The organism is Bacteroides sp. NSJ-39 (assembly GCF_014287315.1).
In the GTDB taxonomy this organism is placed as follows: Bacteria; Bacteroidota; Bacteroidia; order Bacteroidales; family Bacteroidaceae; genus Bacteroides; species Bacteroides finegoldii.
The window spans coordinates 102,144-122,641 of the sequence record NZ_JACOOB010000007.1; the positions used below are offsets into that span (position 1 = coordinate 102,144).

Sequence of the window (20,498 nt, forward strand, 5' to 3'; positions counted from 1 at the left end):
ATTGTCTTTTTAGAAAGATAAAGACAGACACTCTTCCAATGAAAAAGAACAGTAATAGGGGTAAGTTAATCCGTAATTCATATACAAGTAAATCACAAATTCTGCCGTATCTTTGCAATATCATAAAGAAATAAGTAAAAAGATTATTTATAAAAACTGTTTGGTATGTATTTAGAAAATATTTATTCGCCTGAAGATGTAAAAAAACTATCGATTGAAGAGCTTAATAAATTAAGCGGTGAAATCCGTGCCGCACTTCTGCAAAAGCTAAGTGAACATGGCGGACATTTCGGCCCCAACTTCGGAATGGTAGAAACGACAATTGCCCTACACTATGTATTCAACTCGCCCAAAGACAAAATTGTATTTGACGTATCGCACCAGAGTTATGTACACAAGATGTTGACCGGTCGTAAAGACGCTTTCCTCAATCCGGCCAAATACGACAATGTATCAGGGTATACCGAACCGCAAGAAAGTGAGCACGATTTCTTTATCATCGGACATACCTCTACTTCCGTCAGCCTGGCCAGCGGACTGGCAAAAGGACGTGACCTTACAGGCGGTAATGAAAATATCATAGCTGTCATAGGCGACGGTTCTTTAAGTGGCGGTGAAGCATTCGAAGGGTTGGACTATGTGGCAGAGCTGGGTACCAACATGATTATCATCGTCAATGACAACCAAATGTCTATTGCCGAGAATCATGGCGGATTATACAAGAATCTAAAAGAATTACGTGACAGCAACGGTCAATGTGACTGTAACTTCTTCAAAGCTATGGGACTGGATTATATGTATGTAAATGATGGCAACAATGTACAGGCATTAATCGAAGCTTTCTCTAAAATAAAAGATATCCAACATCCGATAGTAGTACACATCAATACTCTCAAAGGTAAAGGCTATGCACGTGCCGAGCAAGATAAAGAGACTTATCATTGGCGTACTCCATTCAATCCGGAGACCGGAGAAGCCAAAGTAAACGATGAAGAAGAAGATTATAGCGAAGTAACCGCCCAATACCTGCTGCAAAAGATGAAAGAAGACCCGCGTGTAGTAACAATTACTTCGGGCACTCCCGCTGTTCTGGGCTTTACTCCGGACCGTCGGCAAGAAGCAGGCAAACAATTCGTAGATGTAGGTATTGCTGAAGAACACGCGGTAGCACTTGCTTCGGGCATTGCAGCCAACGGTGGAAAGCCGGTTTATGGAGTTTACAGTACATTTATCCAACGCTCTTACGACCAACTTTCACAAGACCTCTGCATCAACAATAATCCGGCTGTCCTGCTCGTATTCTGGGGTACATTATCCGGAATGAATGATGTGACACATCTCTGTTTCTTCGATATTCCGGTCATCAGCAATATTCCCAATATGGTTTATCTGGCACCGACTTGCAAAGAAGAATATATTGCCATGTTAGAATGGAGCATCCGTCAAAATGAACACCCTGTTGCCATCCGTGTTCCGGCTACCGAGGTTATTAGTTGCGGAGAGCCGGTGGACTCCGATTACAGCATTCTTAATCGCTATAAAGTCACTCATCGCGGTTCGAAAGTCGCAATTGTAGCTTTAGGCTCATTCTATGGATTAGGACAGTCGGTCGCATCACTCCTAAAAGAAAAAGAAAATATTGACGCGACACTCATCAATCCGCGTTACATCACCGGAATAGACAGCGAGCTCATGAATGAGCTGAAAGCCGACCATGAATTAGTAATCACGTTAGAAGATGGTACCTTGGATGGTGGATTCGGCGAAAAGATTAGCCGCTATTATGGCACTTCCGACATGAAAGTTCTCAATTACGGAGCCAAAAAAGAATTTGTAGACCGTTATGATCTACAGGAATTTCTTCGTGCCAATCACCTGACGGATGAACAGATTGTAGAAGATATCACTGCACTTATCAGATAAAGCATACTACCAATTCACTATATACTCTTATAGGTTGATGTAATTGTCATAACAGACAGTATACATCAACCTATTCTTATTTTTCAACTATTCAATCAAATAAAAAACAAAACAATTGTTTGGTTTTCATGTTTTTCATTTATCTTTGGAACACAAAAACAGATTAATTGTGATTGCGACTAACAACTACACATTATTAAATCTTTATATTTTATGATTATGAAAAAATTTCTATTTATCCTGACTGTCATTGCCGGACTTTTCGTGAGCAATGCCGAAGCACGTATGAAAATCAGAATTCCGGTAGACAACAGTATCCCGAAAGTTGCCGCTCTTCCGGATAGTTCTTATTACAAAACAGATGAAGGCGCTCATTTGGATTTAGGGTACATCGAAGAAGACGGAAAACGTACTTTAGTACTCTTCTCAGAATCGAAGCCCGACACTTATTATGAAATTTCAGACGAATACGCAGAAGTCATTAAAAAAGACTTGAATGTGGAAGAACTGAGCATCCTTATCCCCACTCCTACATTTTGGGACAAATGGGGTGGCAGTATTCTTTTCTATGGATTTGCCGCTTTAGTGGTCATCGGCATAATAAGCTATCTGAAAGATTTCATTTTCGGCCTTTTAGGACTAGGAAAGAAAAATAAAGAAGAGAATGAAGAAGAAGAATAAACCGGAACTATTAACTATATAAAAGAATAAGGGGTGTGTCATAAATGAATTATGGTACACCCCTCATCTATAGCAAATCTATCTATTTCTTTTTACTATCAATCTCTTTCAACAATTCGCCAACTGCTGCCTTCAATTGTATATCCTCACCTTTTACAACAGTTTCCGGACTATTAGCCACCTTAATATCAGGCTCCAACTGAGAATTTTCCAGATAGCTACCGTCAGCCAAACGATAACCGACAATAGGAATACCGAATACTAACGAAGGATCCTGCAAAGTCTCCCAAGAAACACTGGTCATCGTTCCCGGTACAGGCATACCGACGAGCCTGCCGATATTCCGGTGTTTATATACCCAAGGAGTACCGTGCGCATTCGAGTAATTCGCTTCACATTGCAACATAATGGAAGGTTTATTCCAACGACGGCTCGGCATATCACAAGCTTCACGCCCACGTACTACCTGCGTGAAATATTTCTGCCCGCTGAACAAAATTTCAATCTCTTCATGCAGTCGGCCTCCACCGTTGAAACGAGTATCGATGACAATCCCCTCACAGTTGTTATATTTACCCAGAATATCAGAATAGACAGTACGGAAACTTCCGTCACCCATAGACTGTATATGCACATATCCCAATCTTCCGTTCGACCATTTTTCCACTTCCGCAGCACGTTGTTTTACCCAACGGTTATACAACAGTCCGTTTAAACGCCCACCGGAAATAGGCATAACCACCTCTTCCCAACGCTCTTTACTCTGCGGATCGTATAGTGAAATCAATGTTTTCTTGCCTGCTTTGTTGTTCAGCAAAACAGTAATATCATTTTCCTGAGAAATTTCCTGTCCATTGATTTTCTCAATAATGCATCCTTCCTTTACTTTGGTACGGGAATGATCAAACGGACCTTTCTCTATCACTTCAGCAATTCTCATGCCTTTTCCCCGATATTCCCAATCGAACAAAAGCCCCAAATTAGAAGTAACATCTCCCTTACCGTTGGCAAAATAACGGCCTCCGGTATGGGATACATTCAACTCGCCCAGCCACTCACTCAGCAATTCGGCAAAATCATAGTTATTGTCGATATGAGGAAGGAACTTACGGTAAGCCGCACTCATCTCATCCCAATTCACTCCGTGCATATTCAAGTTATAGAAGCGTTTCTGCTGTTGCTTATATACATGGTCAAACATAGCTTCCCGTTCGGCAGCCAAATCCATCTTCATCTCCGCTTGATAACTAATCGGTTTCAACGCATCCGACTTTGCATCCATCTTCTGCATATTCCTACTGCCCAACAAGAATATATTTCCATCTTTATCCATAGATAAGGAAACCCAACCGGTATTGAGCTTATGCAGACGCTTTGTCTCCTTTTCACGAAGATTCATTTTCCAAAGGTCATAACCACCTTCAAAAGCAGAAAAATAGTAGAGGTTCTCTCCGTCTTTTGAGACAATGGCGCTACCTAAATCCGAAGAATTGGGTGTCAAGCGGACAATGCGGTCCTCAATACCTTTCAACTCTACTACAATCTCTTTTTTACTTTCCTTATCTTTGTCGGACTTACCGTTGTCTCCATCTTTATCTCCATCTTTCTTTTTATCTTTACCGGCGTCCTTTTTCTTTTCATTCTTTTTCTTCTCGTCTTTCTCTTTCGCCTTCTTCTGTTCCTTTTCAAACTCTTTGAGTAATTCGAAATCCTCCTTGCTCAACCGATAACGATCGTATGCATCCTGGTTCAGGAATACCAGCATAACATCCTGTTGTGAACCCCACGAAGCGTGGGCACGCATCCCGTAGCGTTCCGTTTGGAAAAGAACAGCGTTCCCGTCAAGTACCCAACGCGGAGAACCGCTCATATAACCGCTATTTGTCAGATTAGTGATTGCTCCTCCTTGCGCACTGACAATACCGATATCAGAATACGGATCATGACGGTTTCCTATAAATTCCAACGTAAACCATTTGCCGTCCGGCGACCATTCATAATCAAACCCGCCCCCTGTATTGTACCATGTAGATCCATCCGTCACCTGACGTACTTTCTTCGTCTCCAGATTGAGTACCATCAGACGGTTGCGGTCTTCGATAAAGGCAATCTCCTTCCCATCCGGAGAATATTGCGGATATCTGCGTTCCACTGTTTTAGAGGGGAGTAACACCTCTTCCTCAATAAGAGTTGCATTGGGAAAATTAGGATCTTCTTTACGTATAATCTTTGCCATATACAGTTGCCAGTTGCCTGTCCGTTCGCTGGCATACACCAACGTCCTATTGTCCGGAGCAAACGAAAGGCCCGATTCTCCGGCAGGTGTATTGGTTATCTGCTTAGTTGTCGGATAATTAGTTGACGTAACGAAAACATCGCCACGAACGATGAACGCTACCTGCTTGCCATCCGGAGAAACACAGGCGGAAGTAGCTCCCTGTGAGAATCTGAATGATGCGATATCCTTGTCATCATCACGGACAAGTTCCACTTTCACCTTTTGCGGACGGGAGTTCGGCAGTTGCGTATAAAGTTCCCCATCGTATGCATAGCACAAGGTTCCCTTATCACTGACAGAGAGAAAACGCACCGGGTGAGTACGGAAAGTCGTTACAGGCTTCACTTGCTGCGGAGCATTCAATGGGAAAGAATATACATTGAATGAACCTCCATTACGTTCGCTCAGAAAATACACAGACTTCCCGTCGGGAGCGTAAACCGGATTACGGTCTTCCCCGTTGCGGTTCGTCAGATTAGTATGTTCTCCTGTTTGAGTATCGTACAGCCAGATATCTCTTGCGATGGATGACGTATGGTGTTTTCTCCATTCGTCTTCAAACCCTTTACGGTCCTGATAAAGGAAATTACTCCCGGCCTTGTCAAAACAAACCCATTCGGCAGGAGTACCCAAGACTTGTTCGGTATTCCCCCCCTCGACAGGCACTCTATACAGTTCCGTCATAGCACTTGTAGGAAACAATGCACTGGTTGCCGGATCTTGAATGGAAGCGGAAAAAAGCACATACTTCCCATCCGGTGTAAAGGTGGAGGGAATTTCCGAAGCAGAATGATAAGTCAGTCTCCGGGCAGCACCTCCATCGGCAGACATAATAAAAAGGTCAAAATTCCCATTGCGGTCGCTGGCAAAAGCAATCTGCTCTCCATCGGGCGACCAGACCGGATTGGCTTCATAAGAGGCTTGTGTTGTTAATTGGACGGCAGTTCCTCCTTGTGCGGATACTTTGTAGATATCGCCTTTATAGCAAAAGACTATTTCGCTTCCATCGGGCGAAATACGCGCGTCGCGCATCCATAAAGGAGTTACAGCAGCATAGCCGACGGATACTGCGGCCAGCGCAAACGATAAACAAGTGATAAGTTTCTTCATATTTAATTAGTCTATATTTATGCCTAAAACAGTCCTTCTAAATAACTCTTCCTGTGTGATTATAAAATATCCTGTCACCAAAATCCTTACAGAAAAAAGCGTACTTGTCTACTCCCGTACAATGGCACACTCCTATCTGACGAGGCATATACCGTTGGAGATAATCTGAAATCACATGATATTTTTGCTCTTCCGCATTATGGATATGAAAACCGCCCAAAAGCAGCTCACAAGGGAGACCGGGAAATGCGTTCCGTATCGTTCGCAATATATTAGTGATTCCTCGATGGGAACAGGCACTCAGCACAGAGAAACTTTCATCGCCGACCAGCGCCACCGCCAGTTCATCCTCAAAAGTATCGGGAATCTTATTGCCGTCATCTTGTTGAACAAAGAACCGTTCAAAATGAGTATCTTCCTTATCTTCGATTTTTATCGATGGAAACAAGACAACTCCCGGAAGCAATTCCGTCCGTTGGTCAATAAAGCGAAAACGGGATAAGTCGAACGTTTCGGTATGCTTAATTCCATTTTCACGATCATCCTTAAATTTAGGTAAGAAAATGCTACGCTTGCACACAACTGTTGCAATGGTATTCAATTCCAGAAAATGACGCAAACCTCCCGTATGGTCACTATGCCCATGAGAGAGTATCAGATAGTCTACTTCCCGCAAGTCGATGTGAAGCAGACGGGCATTGCTAATGAATAAATCCGATGCACCTGTATCAAAGAGTAATTTATGTTCTGCCGTTTCAATATAAAGAGAAAGCCCATGCTCTGCCTGTAGCTTGCGCCCATAAACGCAATTCTCCACCAGAGTGGTTATTTTATAATTCATAATAATGTACTTTTAGATAGATATTGCACATGACAAAAAGTTCTGCCACAAAATTATAACAATTCCGTAGCAGAACAAACAATCCAGACTATTATCTACTAAAATAATTGGTTTTCGTCAAATACGTTTTCCCATTTCGTAGGCTTCCTTCATATGTGGAGTATCTTTAATCTCCCCTACTTTCCAAGCACCTACCCCATAGACAACCCCTTTTTCCTGCGGTGCTTCCAGACAGTCGAGGAACCCACGAAAACCATCAATAGTGCGTTCCATCATCGCTTTACTGTTTTCAGCTGCCGCAATGATAAAATAAAATTCCTTGTTGCTTATTTCCGTATACCGTGCGCAGCAGCGATCGATCATTATCTTCATTTGTCCGCACATAGTATAAAAATAAACCGGTGTTGCCATTACGATGACATCGGCGGCAATCATCTTCTCCACAATCTCAGCCGCATCGTCTTTCTGCGGACAAGGTTTTCCGTACATACTGCAAACACTGCACCCCGTACAAGGATGTACCGTCTTATCTTTCAGAAAAATCTTTTCCACTTCATTACCCTCTTCAAGAGCACCTTTCATAAACTCATCACAAAGTACGTCCGAATTTCCACCTCTGCGTGGACTGGACGAAAGTATCAGAACTTTTTTAGCCATAACTTTACTATTTTATATTTTCCGAATCCTTTTATCAATGATTCACTTTGCAAAAATATGGAAATAAAAGTATATCGAATGTAGACAAATTACAGAGAAAGATACCCGAATTACAGATATACATCAGCAGAGTAACCGCAAAACAACGAAGTCTCATACTTCCCAAAATTTCCATCCCTTATTAGCACAAATGTACACCACATATGTCCGTACATTATAATTAGGAAACTTTTTCTTAGTGTCTTCACCGTATCTTTTCACCTGTTCCACGTGCTCGGGAAGAGGCTCGGAAAGTACAAGCATCTTTTCAGCTTCTTTCATACGATAATATTTAAATTCGACCACACGATCATCCGTATGGTAATCTGTACCGGGAATACCGGTCATTTCAAAGTCTGATCGGCCTGCTGAATTATTCTGTTCGATGGCAAAGGTATAACAGCTACTTAAATAACGCGATACCAGTTCGTAGAAAGAACACCGGATAAAGTTTTCATTGATCTTATCAAAAACCTGTGCTGGAAATTGTCCCAAATATTGTTCGAAATAATTCTGAACGAGTGGTTCCAAGCTTCGATTGGAATCATAGTGCCGATACACAGGAACATAACGTTGTGCATTGCCTTCTATTTTGTTCAGTTGATTATAGTAGTCCATGTATACACTACGCATCGTCATATTAGGCAATGTGGTCACAAATTTATCCTTCAACGTCGTCATTCCCAAATAAAACAAACTAATGGGATAAAACTCTTTATCAAAAAACTTTTTCTTATTAAACTTACCGGCAAGATCAGCCACATTATAAGGCAATTCATCGTCAATTACCAATGCATCCAACATCGCTTTCGCATTATCCAGCGAAAGAGTCAACCGACGAATCCAATGAATGTCAGTACGTAGATTTTCATCTACCAATTCGTCCGGAATACTACCGGCATTGGCTGCAAATTTCTTGAAGAAGTAAGTAAGGATAGTGGCATTGAATAACCGATCTCCATTCGGACGGAAACGATAACCATCATAGTTACTCACTATTAGTTGCCATATTTCGTCAAAGCGATCCTGTCCCGTAGAATACTTATCAAGCACATAACGTAGATACGTTTCAGTTTCTTCGTATGTAAACCCAAGCATATTCAGGAAATTAGGCTCAAAAGTCAATATCTCTGCAATATTATATCCACTAGTCAAATCATCCATAGTGACAGGCAGCACACCTGTACAAAAACAAGTACGGATACTCCCCTCACCAATACCTTTTTTAATTACTTTAAAAAAAGTACGCAGAAAGCTGTCATTAGTAGTAACTTCTTCATAGAGTGGATCATTATAGGCAGTAAGTAATTGATTGGTGAAATTATCATATTCATCAATCAAAATATAAACTTTAGGCAGTTCGTGAGAGCGGGCGTAAGTAAGCACTTCTTCCAACATTTTAGATGCATCCCCGCGATTGGTAAATTCAAAATCACCAAACAAATCACGATTATGTGCTACCATTACTTCTACCGGACCGCAATTCAGGTCATTAAAATTCTGTGCCAGCCCTTGAATATGGTCTGACATTACCATTGCGGAGAAGTCATAACGGATTATCATATAACGGTTATGTTCTTTTGTCGGATGGTTTCCAATCCACGTGTCACCAAACAGTTCTTCAAACCGATGCGCTTTCGTACGGTCATAATAGCAAGCTAGAGTAGAGACTAACAAACTCTTTCCAAAGCGACGGGGACGCAGAAATACAGGAGCCTTATAATCTTCAAGCTTAGCTATATATTGGGTCTTATCTACGTAATAGAAACCACGTTCACGCATTTCTATGAAATCTGCTACTGCATAAGGAATTGTTATACTTGCCATAATCCTACTGTTTTTTCTATAGACAAACAAAGGTACAAAATTGTTAGCAATAACAAGAAGAAATCTTTGAATTGATTGTTATTGCTCTTGTTTCCAAACATAAAACACGGCTCTTCCAGCTCCACGTTTACGAAGAATCCCTTTCTCAATGAAAGTATTCAAATCATCTATTGCTTTCAGCCGGGAAAGTCCGGTCAAGCTACTATATTCCAGCCGGGTAATACCACCGTTACTTTTCAGAAATTTCTGTAAAAGCTGCTGGCGTTGCTCCATAGAAAATTCCACTTTTTGAGAAGAGTGTTTGGATTTATCCACACGTTCCAACTCTATCTCACGCTTAATCTTCCTTTTGAACTCTTTGGAAGTGCGCAAATGTACATTATCAAAACAGATTGATTCGGCACGAATCTCCCGTTTATTCATCACTTTATGCGTACATTTCAAAGAGATGCTGAAATAACCAAGCTCGCCAAGTTCGACGGTATATCCTTCTGATAGAGCCTCAGCCAGTTCGTCTATCACCACTCCTACCACCGCATCTATAACATTATAATTAAAAGTCTGGGAAGAACGGGACACACGTTCCAGAAACTCTTTTTTCGAGTAGGTTCCGCTTGGAACGATACGGGCGTGTAGTGGCTTTTGTTCACCGGTATTAGCAGGATCCGGCGTTTCATACAAATCATATTGGGCACTCATAAGCATATTTTTTATTAGTTCATACATTTATTACTTCTACTGCATAGATTTAATCTCTATTCATTAAACTTTAATCATCAGTCTATATAAAATTAATCGTCTGACAACTGTATCTTTTTCGTATGACAACTGTAAGACGAAAAGATAACAATTGTCAGACGAAAGTACAACAACTGTCAGACGATTAATTCATCGCATACAAAGATATAACTTTATGAGATACAACCATTAAGTTTTAAGCAAAAACATGGTTAGTAATAGAGATATTACTTATCTTTGCTTGAATTAACAGTTGAGGCTTATGGGAAATAAGCCTTTCATATCTGGTGCTGCAACATCGGGTGATTTAAAAGCAACAACAATGAGAAAATCTTCTTCCTCTCTAAATAGACTCCGAGAAAAATGCAAAGATTACTTAGTCTCTGTACTCATATTCATTTTACTTCTATGTCTGCTGATACTCTTCAGATGCAAATCTCGTAACGGACGTATAAGAGAACATCGAGAGAAAATAAAAACAGCGAAAGTTATGTCGGAAATCCGGGCTATTGAATCGAATAAACACCCTGTATATACCTTTCAGGGAAAAGATAAGACGCTCGAACTTCCTATGGAAATTACTGATAAAGGAAAACTTGTATCTGTCATAGTGAACGGTAGTAAAACCTGTTTTCAACTATCAGATGAAAATAGTGAATTCACTGTCTCTCCGCAAGGTGTATTAGCATGGCATGAAGCGGGAGTACTGACAACCGAAGAAATAGGCGGAGAAGAAACCATAAGGCAACTAAAGGAGAATACAGTAAACGACAGTCTCACTGTGCATCTGTTTAATATTCGAATCGGCAATTGTGTACTGCCGGAAGTTAATGTCAGAATCACTCAGACACAAGAATTTCCTTATCTCATGGGGATAAAGGCTTGGAATATGTTATTATTGTCTTTGGCGTCAGACAAAGAGTAGTAAATTTTGAAGAACAAACAATTAGGAAATACACAAAAATGTTATCTTTGCCCGTGATTTATTCACAAGAACGTGATAAAGTAAATTCTAACTATTTAATAAAAAAAACTATGATCAGATTAAATGTTTTTGTTCGTGTAAACGAATCCAACCGCGAAGAAGCGATAAAAGCGGCAAAAGAACTGACTGCCTGCTCTTTAAAAGAAGAAGGATGTATTGCTTATGATACTTTCGTAAGCAGCACGCGTCCTGACGTTTTCATGATTTGCGAAACTTGGCAGAATGCCGAAGTATTAGCAGCACACGAAAAATCTCCTCATTTCGCTCAATATGTAGGTATCATTCAGAAATTGGCTGAAATGAAATTGGAAAAATTTGAATTCTAAATGAATAACGAGGCTGTTCTCGAACAGCCTCGTTAACCGCTATTCCTTATCTCCCCGAGTAGAATTAGTCGAGTTTCTTATGGATGAATGTTCCTTCAATCCAATAAGTTACGTGATTCGATTCAAATTTCAACAAGACATAGCCGGGATCAGTGGGGCCACCGGGAAAATGATCGATAAACCAGTCCTGCCAAAGTTCCTGCTTCATCTTTTCGTCAGTTACAACTTCCACTGTCCCCGTTAACGCTACGCTGTCTCCTTTATCCTGAAAACATAATCCCGCTTTCGGATTCGATAAGAAATCAATTGTTTTTAATGAATCTGCTCCGGTAGACATCCAAATAGTGGAAATTCCTTCTGCCAGGATTTTGCTCATCGGTACAGGGCGGGGATAACCTTCTTTATTCACAGAAGCAAGGGTAACTACTTCACATCTCTGCAACAATTCTGTTGCTTTCTCTTTCATTGTTTTTGTGGTCATAAGCTGATTGTTTTTTATTAACCCTGCAAAGGTAACGGCATATCTTCCCATTCTATTGTAAAAAAGCGACTTTTACCTATCTATCTTTGTGGTTCGATATAAGTAAGTGTAGTTTCTTCCGGAACGGTAAGGGAAAGAAAAGACGCAGGAGTATTGCCGGACATCGACTTAATCTCTTTTGAAAAATGCGCTAAATCATAATATCCTGCATCGACTGCCGTAGTCAACAGATTGGCTGATGTTGTGGTTCTCAATAATTCCACAGCATTCTTAAATTTGACAATACGGCTGTATTCTTTAGGAGTAAATCCGGTATAATGCTTGAACTTTCTCTCAAAATGACGCTGACACAAACAGACGTCATCCATCAAGCTGCGAACTGAACGTTTTCCTCCGGAATGATTAATCATGTTCACTGCCATAGCGACGTGCGAATCTGCAGGCCGATAATGGCGCGCCAAATATGCCAGCAAATATTCCTCCACTACTCGTATTCGATCTGCAATATGCTTCTGCTCACACAGTCTTTCAATAAAAGTATCATCAAAAACAGCCTTCATCTCATTGGCATTGATTCTACTATTCACAAACTCATGCAGAGGCAGGTTTGTAAAACAAGAGAGCCCGCAAGGTAAAAAACGAACGCCAAACATATGAACCGATTCTGCATAAGTGACGAGTTCCGAATATTTTGTCATAGGTCCTACAAAATAGGAACGATAGGGTTGCATCATCAGACTTCCTTCTTCAACAGCATTAGCCACCTCTCCCAGCGTAAATATAAAATCGGTACAACCATCCGGCAGAATATGGATGCGCATACCATAATCCGGATTACCCTTAAACTCCCAATAGTTATCAATATAGGGAACAAGTAAATGAGAAGGCTGATATTCTGTATACATGGATATATTTTGCAAACAAATATAGAGAGAATAAATTCTAATTCATACATTTGTATCTCAAAATAAAAAAATAAATGAGGAATTTTGCTGCTATCGACTTTGAAACAGCCAACGGCAAACGTACTAGCATATGCAGTGTTGGTGTTGTCATTGTAAAGGAAGGAAAGATTATGAACAAAATCTATCGTTTGATTCGTCCTGCCCCCAACTACTATACCCAATGGACGACAGCTGTCCACGGACTCACGTACGATGACACGATAGAAGCGGATGATTTTCCAGAAGTATGGGCGGAAATCAAACCGCTGATAGACGGTTTGCCACTGGTAGCTCACAACAGCCCTTTTGATGAGGGTTGCCTTCGTGCGGTTCATGAACTGTATGGAATGACTTATCCTCCATATAAATTCTATTGCACCTGCCGCGCCTCTAGAAAAGTGTTTGGAAAAGAACTCCCGAATCATCAATTACACACAGTAGCCGCCCGGTGCGGATATGACCTGACCAACCATCACCACGCATTGGCAGATGCTGAAGCTTGCGCACAAATAGCTTTGCTTATCATTCCCGAACCGAAAAAAAACAAAATCGAGTAGGAGGAAAACGAGAGACCTACCCGATGACAGGTAAGTCTCTTTCTTTTTTTTGAATGGGCAAATTTTTGTTATACGCCTACTTGAAGAGTAAATTCAAATCTATTGATAGGAACTCTTCAAAGGATAAGCCTCCGGAACCGACCACAAAGGCCCTATACGGATGGTAAGCTTTTTCAAATTTAGGCAAGCCATTGTTGGTGGTTCGTCTTCCGCTTTTAACCTCGATGGCGATTGTCTTGCCTCTTCTATGAAGCACAAAGTCAACTTCGTCGTGGCTATCACGCCAGTAATAAGCCTTGTAATCACAAATCTGTGCCTGACTTACAATATAGGCACCAACTGCTGATTCTACATAACGCCCCCAAGCTTTAGGATCTTCAGCCATTTCCGTGAAGTCCTTATCAGCATACACGTTGCGCAAAGCGTTGTTATGGACTTGAAATTTAGGAATTGAGTTGTATTTGCGAGCATCGTCTTCGGCATACTTCTGTAAACCACACAGCAAACCACATTCATCCAAAAAATGGAGGTAACTAGCCAGCGTGGTGACATTGCCTACATCTTGAAGCTGAGCGGCCACTTTGGTAAGAGACAGTAGCTCGCCACTATAACTACTACCGAGTTCAAACAGTTGGCGGAGTAGTTGTGGCTTCATGATTTTTGTATTCATCAGCACATCCTTCGAGATGGATGGTTCAACCAAAGAGTCTTTGACGTAGTTTCGCCAACGACGCTCATCGGTGATATAAGATGCTGCGCCCGGATACCCACCAAAATAGACATATTGGTAGAGATTCCAACCGAAGCATTCTCTCATTTCAGGGAAAGTCCAATGTGTCAGCCGAATTAGCTCATATCTGCCGGCCAATGATTCGGTGAGTCCCTTTTCGATTAACATGCGTGATGACCCCAATAATACGACTATGAGCTCACGTTTTTCACGGGTATCTCTGTCCCATTCAGCCTTTACAGTCTCGCTCCAGTTGTTTATCTTTTGTATTTCGTCTACCACCAATAGGCGTTTCCCTTCCCCACGTATGTCCATACGCATACGAGCTGTCTGCCATACACCTGCCAGCCAGTCTGCAGATGCACCTACGACATCATCAGCCGAATAACTGTCATAAGGCATATTGCAGACTTCAAGGACTTGACCAATCAATGTGGACTTACCCACTTGGCGTGGCCCAACAATAACCTGTATTTTTCCGCGAGGTTCATTAATGCGTGCCATCACTTCTGAATATTGTTCTCTTTTATATCCCATCATCTATAAAATGTTTATTCACTTGAGCAAAAATGTTCAATCCATTAAATAAAAATGTTCAATCCATTACAAATGGTAAGGCTTTTCTCTAATAATGAATATTTTTACACGAACAATCCATCTGCTTTTTTATCTATTTTATGGCTTAGCTGGAAAATCAATCCATCCTGCTCCCAATTACAATACACAATGGACAACGGCTATTCACGGATTAACTTATGATGATACGATAGAAGCGGAAGAAGGCAAATAAAAAACACTACAACTATTATTTCAATCAATAATAGCCGTAGTGTTTGATAATAAAGTGCTAACTATGTACTTCGATTAGAGGATAGACTTGGCGATACCCATTTCCAAGCCGCGAAGTTCCGCCAAGCCGCGAAGGCGACCTAAGCATGAATATCCAGGATTTGTTTTCTTTTTCAAGTCATCAATCATCTGATGTCCGTGGTCGGGACGCATGGCGATAGAGCATTTACGACGCTGTTGCAAAAGAATAAAAGCCTTCATTACGTTGTACATATCTACATTTCCTTCCAAGTGGTTGGCTTCGTAGAAGTTGCCTTCCTCATCACGCTGCGTACTGCGCAAATGCACAAAGTTCACACGGTCGCCAAAACGTTCCATCATACCTGCAAGGTCATTATCGGCACGCACACCGAAAGAGCCTGTACACAAACAAAGACCGTTGGACTCATTAGGTACGGCTTCAATCAGTTTTCTGAAATCTTCTTCCGTACTCAGAATACGCGGCAATCCTAAAATTGTATAAGGAGGATCATCCGGGTGAATCACCAGCTTCACTCCCACTTCATCGGCAACAGGGGCAATTTCTTTCAAGAAGAAAATCAAGTTGGAACGAAGTTTTTCTGCATCAATATCATTATAACGGTCCAAAGCTTCCTGGAACTGTTCCACTGTGAAACTTTCTTCCGAACCGGGCAGTCCGGCAATCATATTGCGAACCAGCAGTTTCTTATCATCCTCGCTCATTTGCTCGAAACGGGCTTTAGCCTTAGCTATTTCTTCCGGAGTGTAGTCTTTTTCCGCATTCGGACGTTTCAAGATGAAAAGATCGAAAGCTATGAAAGCCGCCTTTTCAAAACGGAGTGCTTTAGAGCCGTCCGGCATTGTATAGGCAAGGTCCGTACGTGTCCAGTCCAATACAGGCATAAAGTTGTAAGTAACTACCATTACTCCACATTTTGCCAGATTACGGATACTTTCCTTATAATTCTCAATATACTTCATGAAATCACCGGTCTGCGTCTTGATATGTTCGTGTACGGGTACACTCTCTACAACAGACCATGTAAGTCCTACTTCTTCAATCATCTGCTTGCGCTTCATGATTTCTTCTACAGTCCATACTTCGCCATTCGGAATATGATGAAGGGCATTTACTATACCGGTAGCGCCTGCTTGCTTAATATCCCATAAGCTCACCGGATCATTAGGACCGTACCAGCGCCAGGTTTGTTCACATAAATACATATTGCTAAATAAAAAATTAAAAGTTAAAATTAGATTGAGAATGCGTCAAATCCACCATCGATAACAGCTACTGTACCTGTTACGAAGTTAGAGGCATCACTAATCAGATAATGAATGGTTCCGTAAAGGTCTTCCGGTTCACCGAAACGATTGAACGGAGTATGCGCAAGAATAGTCTTAGAACGGTCAGTCAGTGAACCATCCGGATTCGTCAACAATGTTCTGTTCTGTTCTGTCAGGAAGAATCCGGGAGCGATAGCGTTTACACGCAGACCATTACCGAATTTCAAAGCCAGTTCACCAGCCATGTATTTGGTAAAGTTAGCGATCGCTGCTTTCGCTGCACCGTAACCTACGACACGGGTCAACGGACGAAGAGCCGATTCAGAACAGAAGTTTACGATAGACCCCTTTTTCTGTTCAACCATGACTTCAGCAAATACCATTGTAGGCAATACTGTACCGAACAGATTCAAATCCACTACTTTCTTGAATGCGTCAATCTGCAAGTCAAAGAATGTCTTGTCCGGTGCGATTGTAGCACCTGCCATATTACCACCGGCAGCATTCAACAAAACATCAATACGTCCATACGCTTTCATTATTTCCACTTTGTTGCCTTCCAGAACTTCTTTGTCCATTACATCTGTATAAAGGAACTTAGCTTCGTTTCCTTCTGCCTTGATACTTTCTACCAATGCTTTTCCAGCTTCTTCACTTCTGTCGAGTACCACTACTTTTGCACCTTCTTTTGCAAGATATGCAGCAATACCTTTACCTAAGATTCCGGCTCCACCGGTAATTACAACTACTTTGCCTTTTACGTTAAATAATTCATTCATAGTTCTAAAAATTTATATGTTTATAGTTTATTGTTCAGATAATACTTCAGATTTTCTCTCAAGAGAATATCAATCGGCATTAAGTTCACCTTTTCCGATTTTTGCTTGAATAACAAATAATTGCATAGCGACTTGATTCCTTCATACCCCTGTCTTTCAGGACGCTGCGCAATCAGTGCAGTAATAACACCTTCGGAGAGTAATTGGGTATTTCTCTCGATGAGGTCGTAACCTACCAGTTTTACCGCTTGCATCCCTCTCGTCTTCAAGTAATTTCCCAAAATGTAGCAGGTGGAGTTGAATATAATAGCCCCTTTTATACCAGGATTTAACTCGAATATTTCATTGAGCTTGGCAAAATTATATACCGAATCACTGATTTTCAATTCCACTTCATGCAACTTTCCGGAGAATCCGACCTCCTTCAGATAATAACAAAATCCATCTCTACGGTTCTTACCCTGATTGGAATCGTTCTTACCACTATGAACAATCCGTGCCATCAAAATATCTGAGGTGGGCGAAAGCCGATCCGTCAGCAATCGGGCTGCAATGACTCCCGCATCGTATGATTCCGTACCGAAATAAGCCAATTGATGTTGCCCTTCAATATTAGAATCGACATAAACATAAGGAATCTCGTTTCTGTCCAACTCCTGCGAAAGACGAATCACAGAATCTGTAAACAATGTGGCTATTAACACCCCATCCACCTTCTCATCCAATAAATTACGGGTGATATCATCAAAAGTCTTGTTGTTATATTGGTCGAAAAAAAGCTTGGTAATAGTTATATTATATGTTTCCATTTCCGCAGCTACTTTGTCAATACCTTCCGAAATAGCTTCCCAGTATTCTCCTTGAGTAAAAGACGGAATAATGGCAACAAAATGATACTGTTTTTTAGAGGCTAATGACCGCGCCATAAGATTGGGCTGGTAGTGAACCATCTCTAAAATAGCCTGTACTTTCTTTCTGTTTTCCTCAGATACCCGTCCACGATTATGAATAACCCGGTCTACCGTACCGACAGAGACACCAGCCATTTTAGCGATGTCTACAATACGAATATTTGAGAATTCTTTATCCATATAGTAAGAAGTATTTTGTTTTTCGCTGACAAAAGTAAAATGAATTATTGAATTATGCAATAGTGTGTGCGCACACACAACTACATAATAAAGAAGATATACCACTAATATTCAAGTATTTAATAAGAAACAAAGAAATACATTCATGTTGTTAAACATAAGAAATACAACAGAATAATTAATAAAAAGTATATTCCAAAGGAAAGAGAAGTATAAAAAAGAGGGAGTTTTACCCTCAGAAAAGACTGAGAAGAAAGATGAAACGTGTAAAGTGTGCACGGACACACAACTAATATTCAATTTATACAGACAGCAGTTAACCATCATAAAAAACTGGTAATCAACTTAAATGAAGCCGATTACCAATCCTGATTTTCTTATTTTTCCCATTTATCCTTTACCTTACCAGCTACCTTATCAGCTTCCTCCGCTACTTTATTGGCGATGTCAGCTCCGGTTTCCACAGCTTTAACTCCCAAATTCATTGCTTTTTTTTCAGCACAAGCTGCTGCCGCTTCCGCATCACGACCTATACGATGAATCGCATCATAAATGTCATTCTCCAATTGTTTTGCTTTTGCGGTACGTGAGAGGCGATAAGCTACCGCACCTAGAATCGACCCGATTCCGAGTCCAATCCAGAAATTACCATGTCTACATTCCATAATTAAGTTCGTTTTTTAGATTAATAAATTATATAAAATACTACTACTCATCGAGATTTCGAGAACAACGAAGCAATCCATAACACCAGGACAGCACCTACTGTGGAAGTAATCAGACTTCCAATCAATCCGGAAGCCGCAAGGCCGAAAAGTGCAAACACCCAACCGCCTAACACACCTCCAAGAATACCAAGCAATAGATTTATGATAAGACCAAAACCTCCGCCACGCATTATTTTACCGGCAAGAAATCCAGCCACAATACCAATAATGATATACCAAATAAAGCCCATATAATCCTCCTTTTTAAGGTAACAACAGTAAGTGCAAAGAATAGTTCAGCCAATGAAAAATGAATTAACCACAATTTACAATCCTTAGTCTTAAAACTCATATTTCTCTTTACTTTGCAAAAGTTTATGTACCTTTGCGGTCAATTTTTCAGGAACATTTCAATAGATAATAGGTATTATGGTACAAAATCAAGAACAACCTGTAGGGAAAATTACGTTCTCCATTTTAATAGCATTAAGCCTCTCACATTGTCTCAATGACCTTTTACAATCTGTTGTTTCAGCAGCTTATCCGCTATTTAAAGATGATTTAGGACTGAGTTTTGCACAAATCGGTTTTATCACATTGGTCTATCAGCTTTCAGCTTCGGTATTCCAGCCAATTACCGGAATCATTTTCGATAAATATCCCGTTGCATGGTCGCTGCCTATCGGAATGAGTTTCACAATGGTAGGTTTAGTGAACTTAGCATTTTCCAACAATCTCTATTGGATACTATTATCTGTGTTCTTAATCGGAATCGGCTCTTCGGTACTTCATCCGGAAGCTTCCCGTATCACCTTCCTTGCTTCTGGCGGAAAACGCGGACTCGCACAATCACTGTTCCAGGTAGGCGGTAATTTCGGAGGCTCATTAGGGCCGTTATTGGTAGCTTTGCTGGTTGCACCTTATGGACGACAACATCTTTTCATATTTGCATTTGTGGCCGTCGCAGCTATCGTGGTCATGTATCCGATCTGCAAATGGTATAAATCTTATCTGAACCGGATGAAGGCACAAACCGTCAGCGTAAGAAAACCGGTTCTTCTTCCCCTACCTATGGATAAAACTGCTATTTCTATCGGTATCTTATTAATACTGATCTTCTCGAAATACATCTATATGGCAAGTCTGACCAGTTATTATACGTTTTATCTGATTCACAAATTCAATGTTACAGTACAGGAATCACAATTGTATCTATTCATTTTTTTAGTTGCTACTGCCATCGGAACGCTAATCGGAGGTCCCGTCGGTGACCGTATCGGTCGTAAGTATGTTATTTGGGCTTCTATTCTGGGAGCCGCCCCATTCAGTTTACTCATGCCGCACGCCAATCTGATGTGGACTGTTATTCTTAGTTTCTGCGTGGGATTAATGCTTTCTTCCGCTTTTCCGGCTATATTACTTTACGCACAGGAATTGCTTCCGACCAAGCTCGGACTGATATCAGGTCTGTTCTTTGGATTTGCTTTCGGAGTGGCCGGTGTAGCCTCTGCCGTGCTCGGTAATTTAGCAGATAAAACAAGCATTGAATACGTATATAATATTTGTGCTTATATGCCGCTATTAGGATTAGTAACCTTCTTTCTACCCAATTTGAAGAAAAAGAAAATTGATTGGCAACCATAGTGTTTCTTTAAAATTGTAACAAGCCAAATAAAATGCCCCTCAGAAGTTATAATCCGAACTTTT

19 protein-coding genes and 1 pseudogene are annotated in these 20,498 nt (G+C 40.9%); 7 read left to right on the top strand and 13 right to left on the bottom strand.

From position 1 onward, the window contains the following. The first annotated feature begins 165 nt into the window (after positions 1-165). Together H8S63_RS10295 and H8S63_RS10300 are read left to right on the top strand one after the other, a co-directional pair. Positions 166-1,923 (top strand): 1-deoxy-D-xylulose-5-phosphate synthase, encoded by a 1,758-nt coding sequence (locus tag H8S63_RS10295; RefSeq protein WP_186926707.1) that lies wholly within the window; start codon positions 166-168, stop codon positions 1,921-1,923. A 213-nt stretch (positions 1,924-2,136) separates the two neighbouring features. Then, entirely contained in the window at positions 2,137-2,604 is a 468-nt protein-coding gene (locus tag H8S63_RS10300) for a hypothetical protein (RefSeq protein WP_186926708.1), read from the top strand. A gap of 82 nt (positions 2,605-2,686) precedes the next feature. Here H8S63_RS10300 and H8S63_RS10305 read toward each other — a convergent pair whose 3' ends face one another. From H8S63_RS10305 to H8S63_RS10325, 5 genes are all read right to left on the bottom strand, one after another. Continuing rightward, the gene (locus H8S63_RS10305; RefSeq protein ID WP_186926709.1) at positions 2,687-5,992 is read right to left on the bottom strand and encodes a S41 family peptidase; all 3,306 of its coding nucleotides are present in this window, start codon (positions 5,990-5,992) and stop codon (positions 2,687-2,689) included. A gap of 37 nt (positions 5,993-6,029) precedes the next feature. Further along, positions 6,030-6,833, bottom strand: a complete 804-nt coding sequence (locus H8S63_RS10310) for an MBL fold metallo-hydrolase (protein ID WP_186926710.1) — start codon at positions 6,831-6,833, stop codon at positions 6,030-6,032. Positions 6,834-6,950: 117 nt separating this feature from the next. Then, positions 6,951-7,490 (bottom strand): flavodoxin family protein, encoded by a 540-nt coding sequence (locus tag H8S63_RS10315; RefSeq protein WP_186926711.1) that lies wholly within the window; start codon positions 7,488-7,490, stop codon positions 6,951-6,953. Between the two features lie 153 nt (positions 7,491-7,643). Next, positions 7,644-9,356: an ATP-binding protein gene (locus H8S63_RS10320; protein ID WP_186926712.1), complete on the bottom strand. Its 1,713-nt coding sequence runs from the start codon at positions 9,354-9,356 to the stop codon at positions 7,644-7,646. A gap of 78 nt (positions 9,357-9,434) precedes the next feature. Beyond that, entirely contained in the window at positions 9,435-10,055 is a 621-nt protein-coding gene (locus tag H8S63_RS10325; protein ID WP_186926713.1) for an HU family DNA-binding protein, read from the bottom strand. A 529-nt stretch (positions 10,056-10,584) separates the two neighbouring features. On the opposite strand from H8S63_RS10325, the gene H8S63_RS10330 reads away from it, so the two are divergent. Further along, positions 10,585-11,019, top strand: a complete 435-nt coding sequence (locus H8S63_RS10330; protein WP_186926714.1) for a hypothetical protein — start codon at positions 10,585-10,587, stop codon at positions 11,017-11,019. Positions 11,020-11,129: 110 nt separating this feature from the next. Then, positions 11,130-11,405, top strand: coding sequence for a putative quinol monooxygenase (locus H8S63_RS10335; RefSeq protein WP_186926715.1), 276 nt, complete (start codon positions 11,130-11,132; stop codon positions 11,403-11,405). Between the two features lie 64 nt (positions 11,406-11,469). Here the strand turns inward: H8S63_RS10335 and H8S63_RS10340 are convergent, their stop codons facing one another. Then, the gene (locus H8S63_RS10340) at positions 11,470-11,886 is read right to left on the bottom strand and encodes a pyridoxamine 5'-phosphate oxidase family protein (protein ID WP_186926716.1); all 417 of its coding nucleotides are present in this window, start codon (positions 11,884-11,886) and stop codon (positions 11,470-11,472) included. Positions 11,887-11,966: 80 nt separating this feature from the next. Further along, the gene (locus tag H8S63_RS10345; RefSeq protein WP_186926717.1) at positions 11,967-12,791 is read right to left on the bottom strand and encodes a helix-turn-helix domain-containing protein; all 825 of its coding nucleotides are present in this window, start codon (positions 12,789-12,791) and stop codon (positions 11,967-11,969) included. Positions 12,792-12,865: 74 nt separating this feature from the next. Here H8S63_RS10345 and H8S63_RS10350 point away from each other — a divergent pair, with 74 nt between their 5' ends. Beyond that, positions 12,866-13,387 carry a 3'-5' exonuclease gene (locus H8S63_RS10350; RefSeq protein ID WP_186926718.1) on the top strand — a complete coding sequence of 174 codons (522 nt, stop codon included), beginning with the start codon at positions 12,866-12,868 and terminating at the stop codon, positions 13,385-13,387. A 76-nt stretch (positions 13,388-13,463) separates the two neighbouring features. On the opposite strand, the gene H8S63_RS10355 is transcribed toward H8S63_RS10350, so the two are convergent. Continuing rightward, positions 13,464-14,657, bottom strand: a complete 1,194-nt coding sequence (locus tag H8S63_RS10355; protein WP_186926719.1) for an ATP-binding protein — start codon at positions 14,655-14,657, stop codon at positions 13,464-13,466. A gap of 157 nt (positions 14,658-14,814) precedes the next feature. Between H8S63_RS10355 and H8S63_RS20095 the strand changes: the two are divergent. Continuing rightward, positions 14,815-14,898, top strand: a pseudogene (locus H8S63_RS20095) (DNA polymerase III subunit epsilon); the annotation flags it as partial. 83 nt (positions 14,899-14,981) lie between these two features. Here H8S63_RS20095 and uxuA read toward each other — a convergent pair. From uxuA to H8S63_RS10380, 5 genes are all read right to left on the bottom strand, one after another. Continuing rightward, positions 14,982-16,151, bottom strand: a complete 1,170-nt coding sequence (uxuA, locus tag H8S63_RS10360; protein WP_007757757.1) for a mannonate dehydratase — start codon at positions 16,149-16,151, stop codon at positions 14,982-14,984. A 29-nt stretch (positions 16,152-16,180) separates the two neighbouring features. Continuing rightward, positions 16,181-16,993, bottom strand: coding sequence for an SDR family oxidoreductase (locus H8S63_RS10365; protein ID WP_007757761.1), 813 nt, complete (start codon positions 16,991-16,993; stop codon positions 16,181-16,183). A gap of 20 nt (positions 16,994-17,013) precedes the next feature. Beyond that, entirely contained in the window at positions 17,014-18,084 is a 1,071-nt protein-coding gene (locus H8S63_RS10370) for a substrate-binding domain-containing protein (RefSeq protein ID WP_007757764.1), read from the bottom strand. 377 nt (positions 18,085-18,461) lie between these two features. Continuing rightward, entirely contained in the window at positions 18,462-18,749 is a 288-nt protein-coding gene (locus H8S63_RS10375; RefSeq protein ID WP_143866396.1) for a YtxH domain-containing protein, read from the bottom strand. Between the two features lie 47 nt (positions 18,750-18,796). Then, positions 18,797-19,042 (bottom strand): GlsB/YeaQ/YmgE family stress response membrane protein, encoded by a 246-nt coding sequence (locus H8S63_RS10380; RefSeq protein WP_007757769.1) that lies wholly within the window; start codon positions 19,040-19,042, stop codon positions 18,797-18,799. A 178-nt stretch (positions 19,043-19,220) separates the two neighbouring features. On the opposite strand from H8S63_RS10380, the gene H8S63_RS10385 reads away from it, so the two are divergent. Beyond that, complete coding sequence (locus H8S63_RS10385) at positions 19,221-20,435, top strand: MFS transporter (RefSeq protein WP_022276561.1); 1,215 nt, start codon at positions 19,221-19,223, stop codon at positions 20,433-20,435. Positions 20,436-20,498 lie beyond the last annotated feature (63 nt).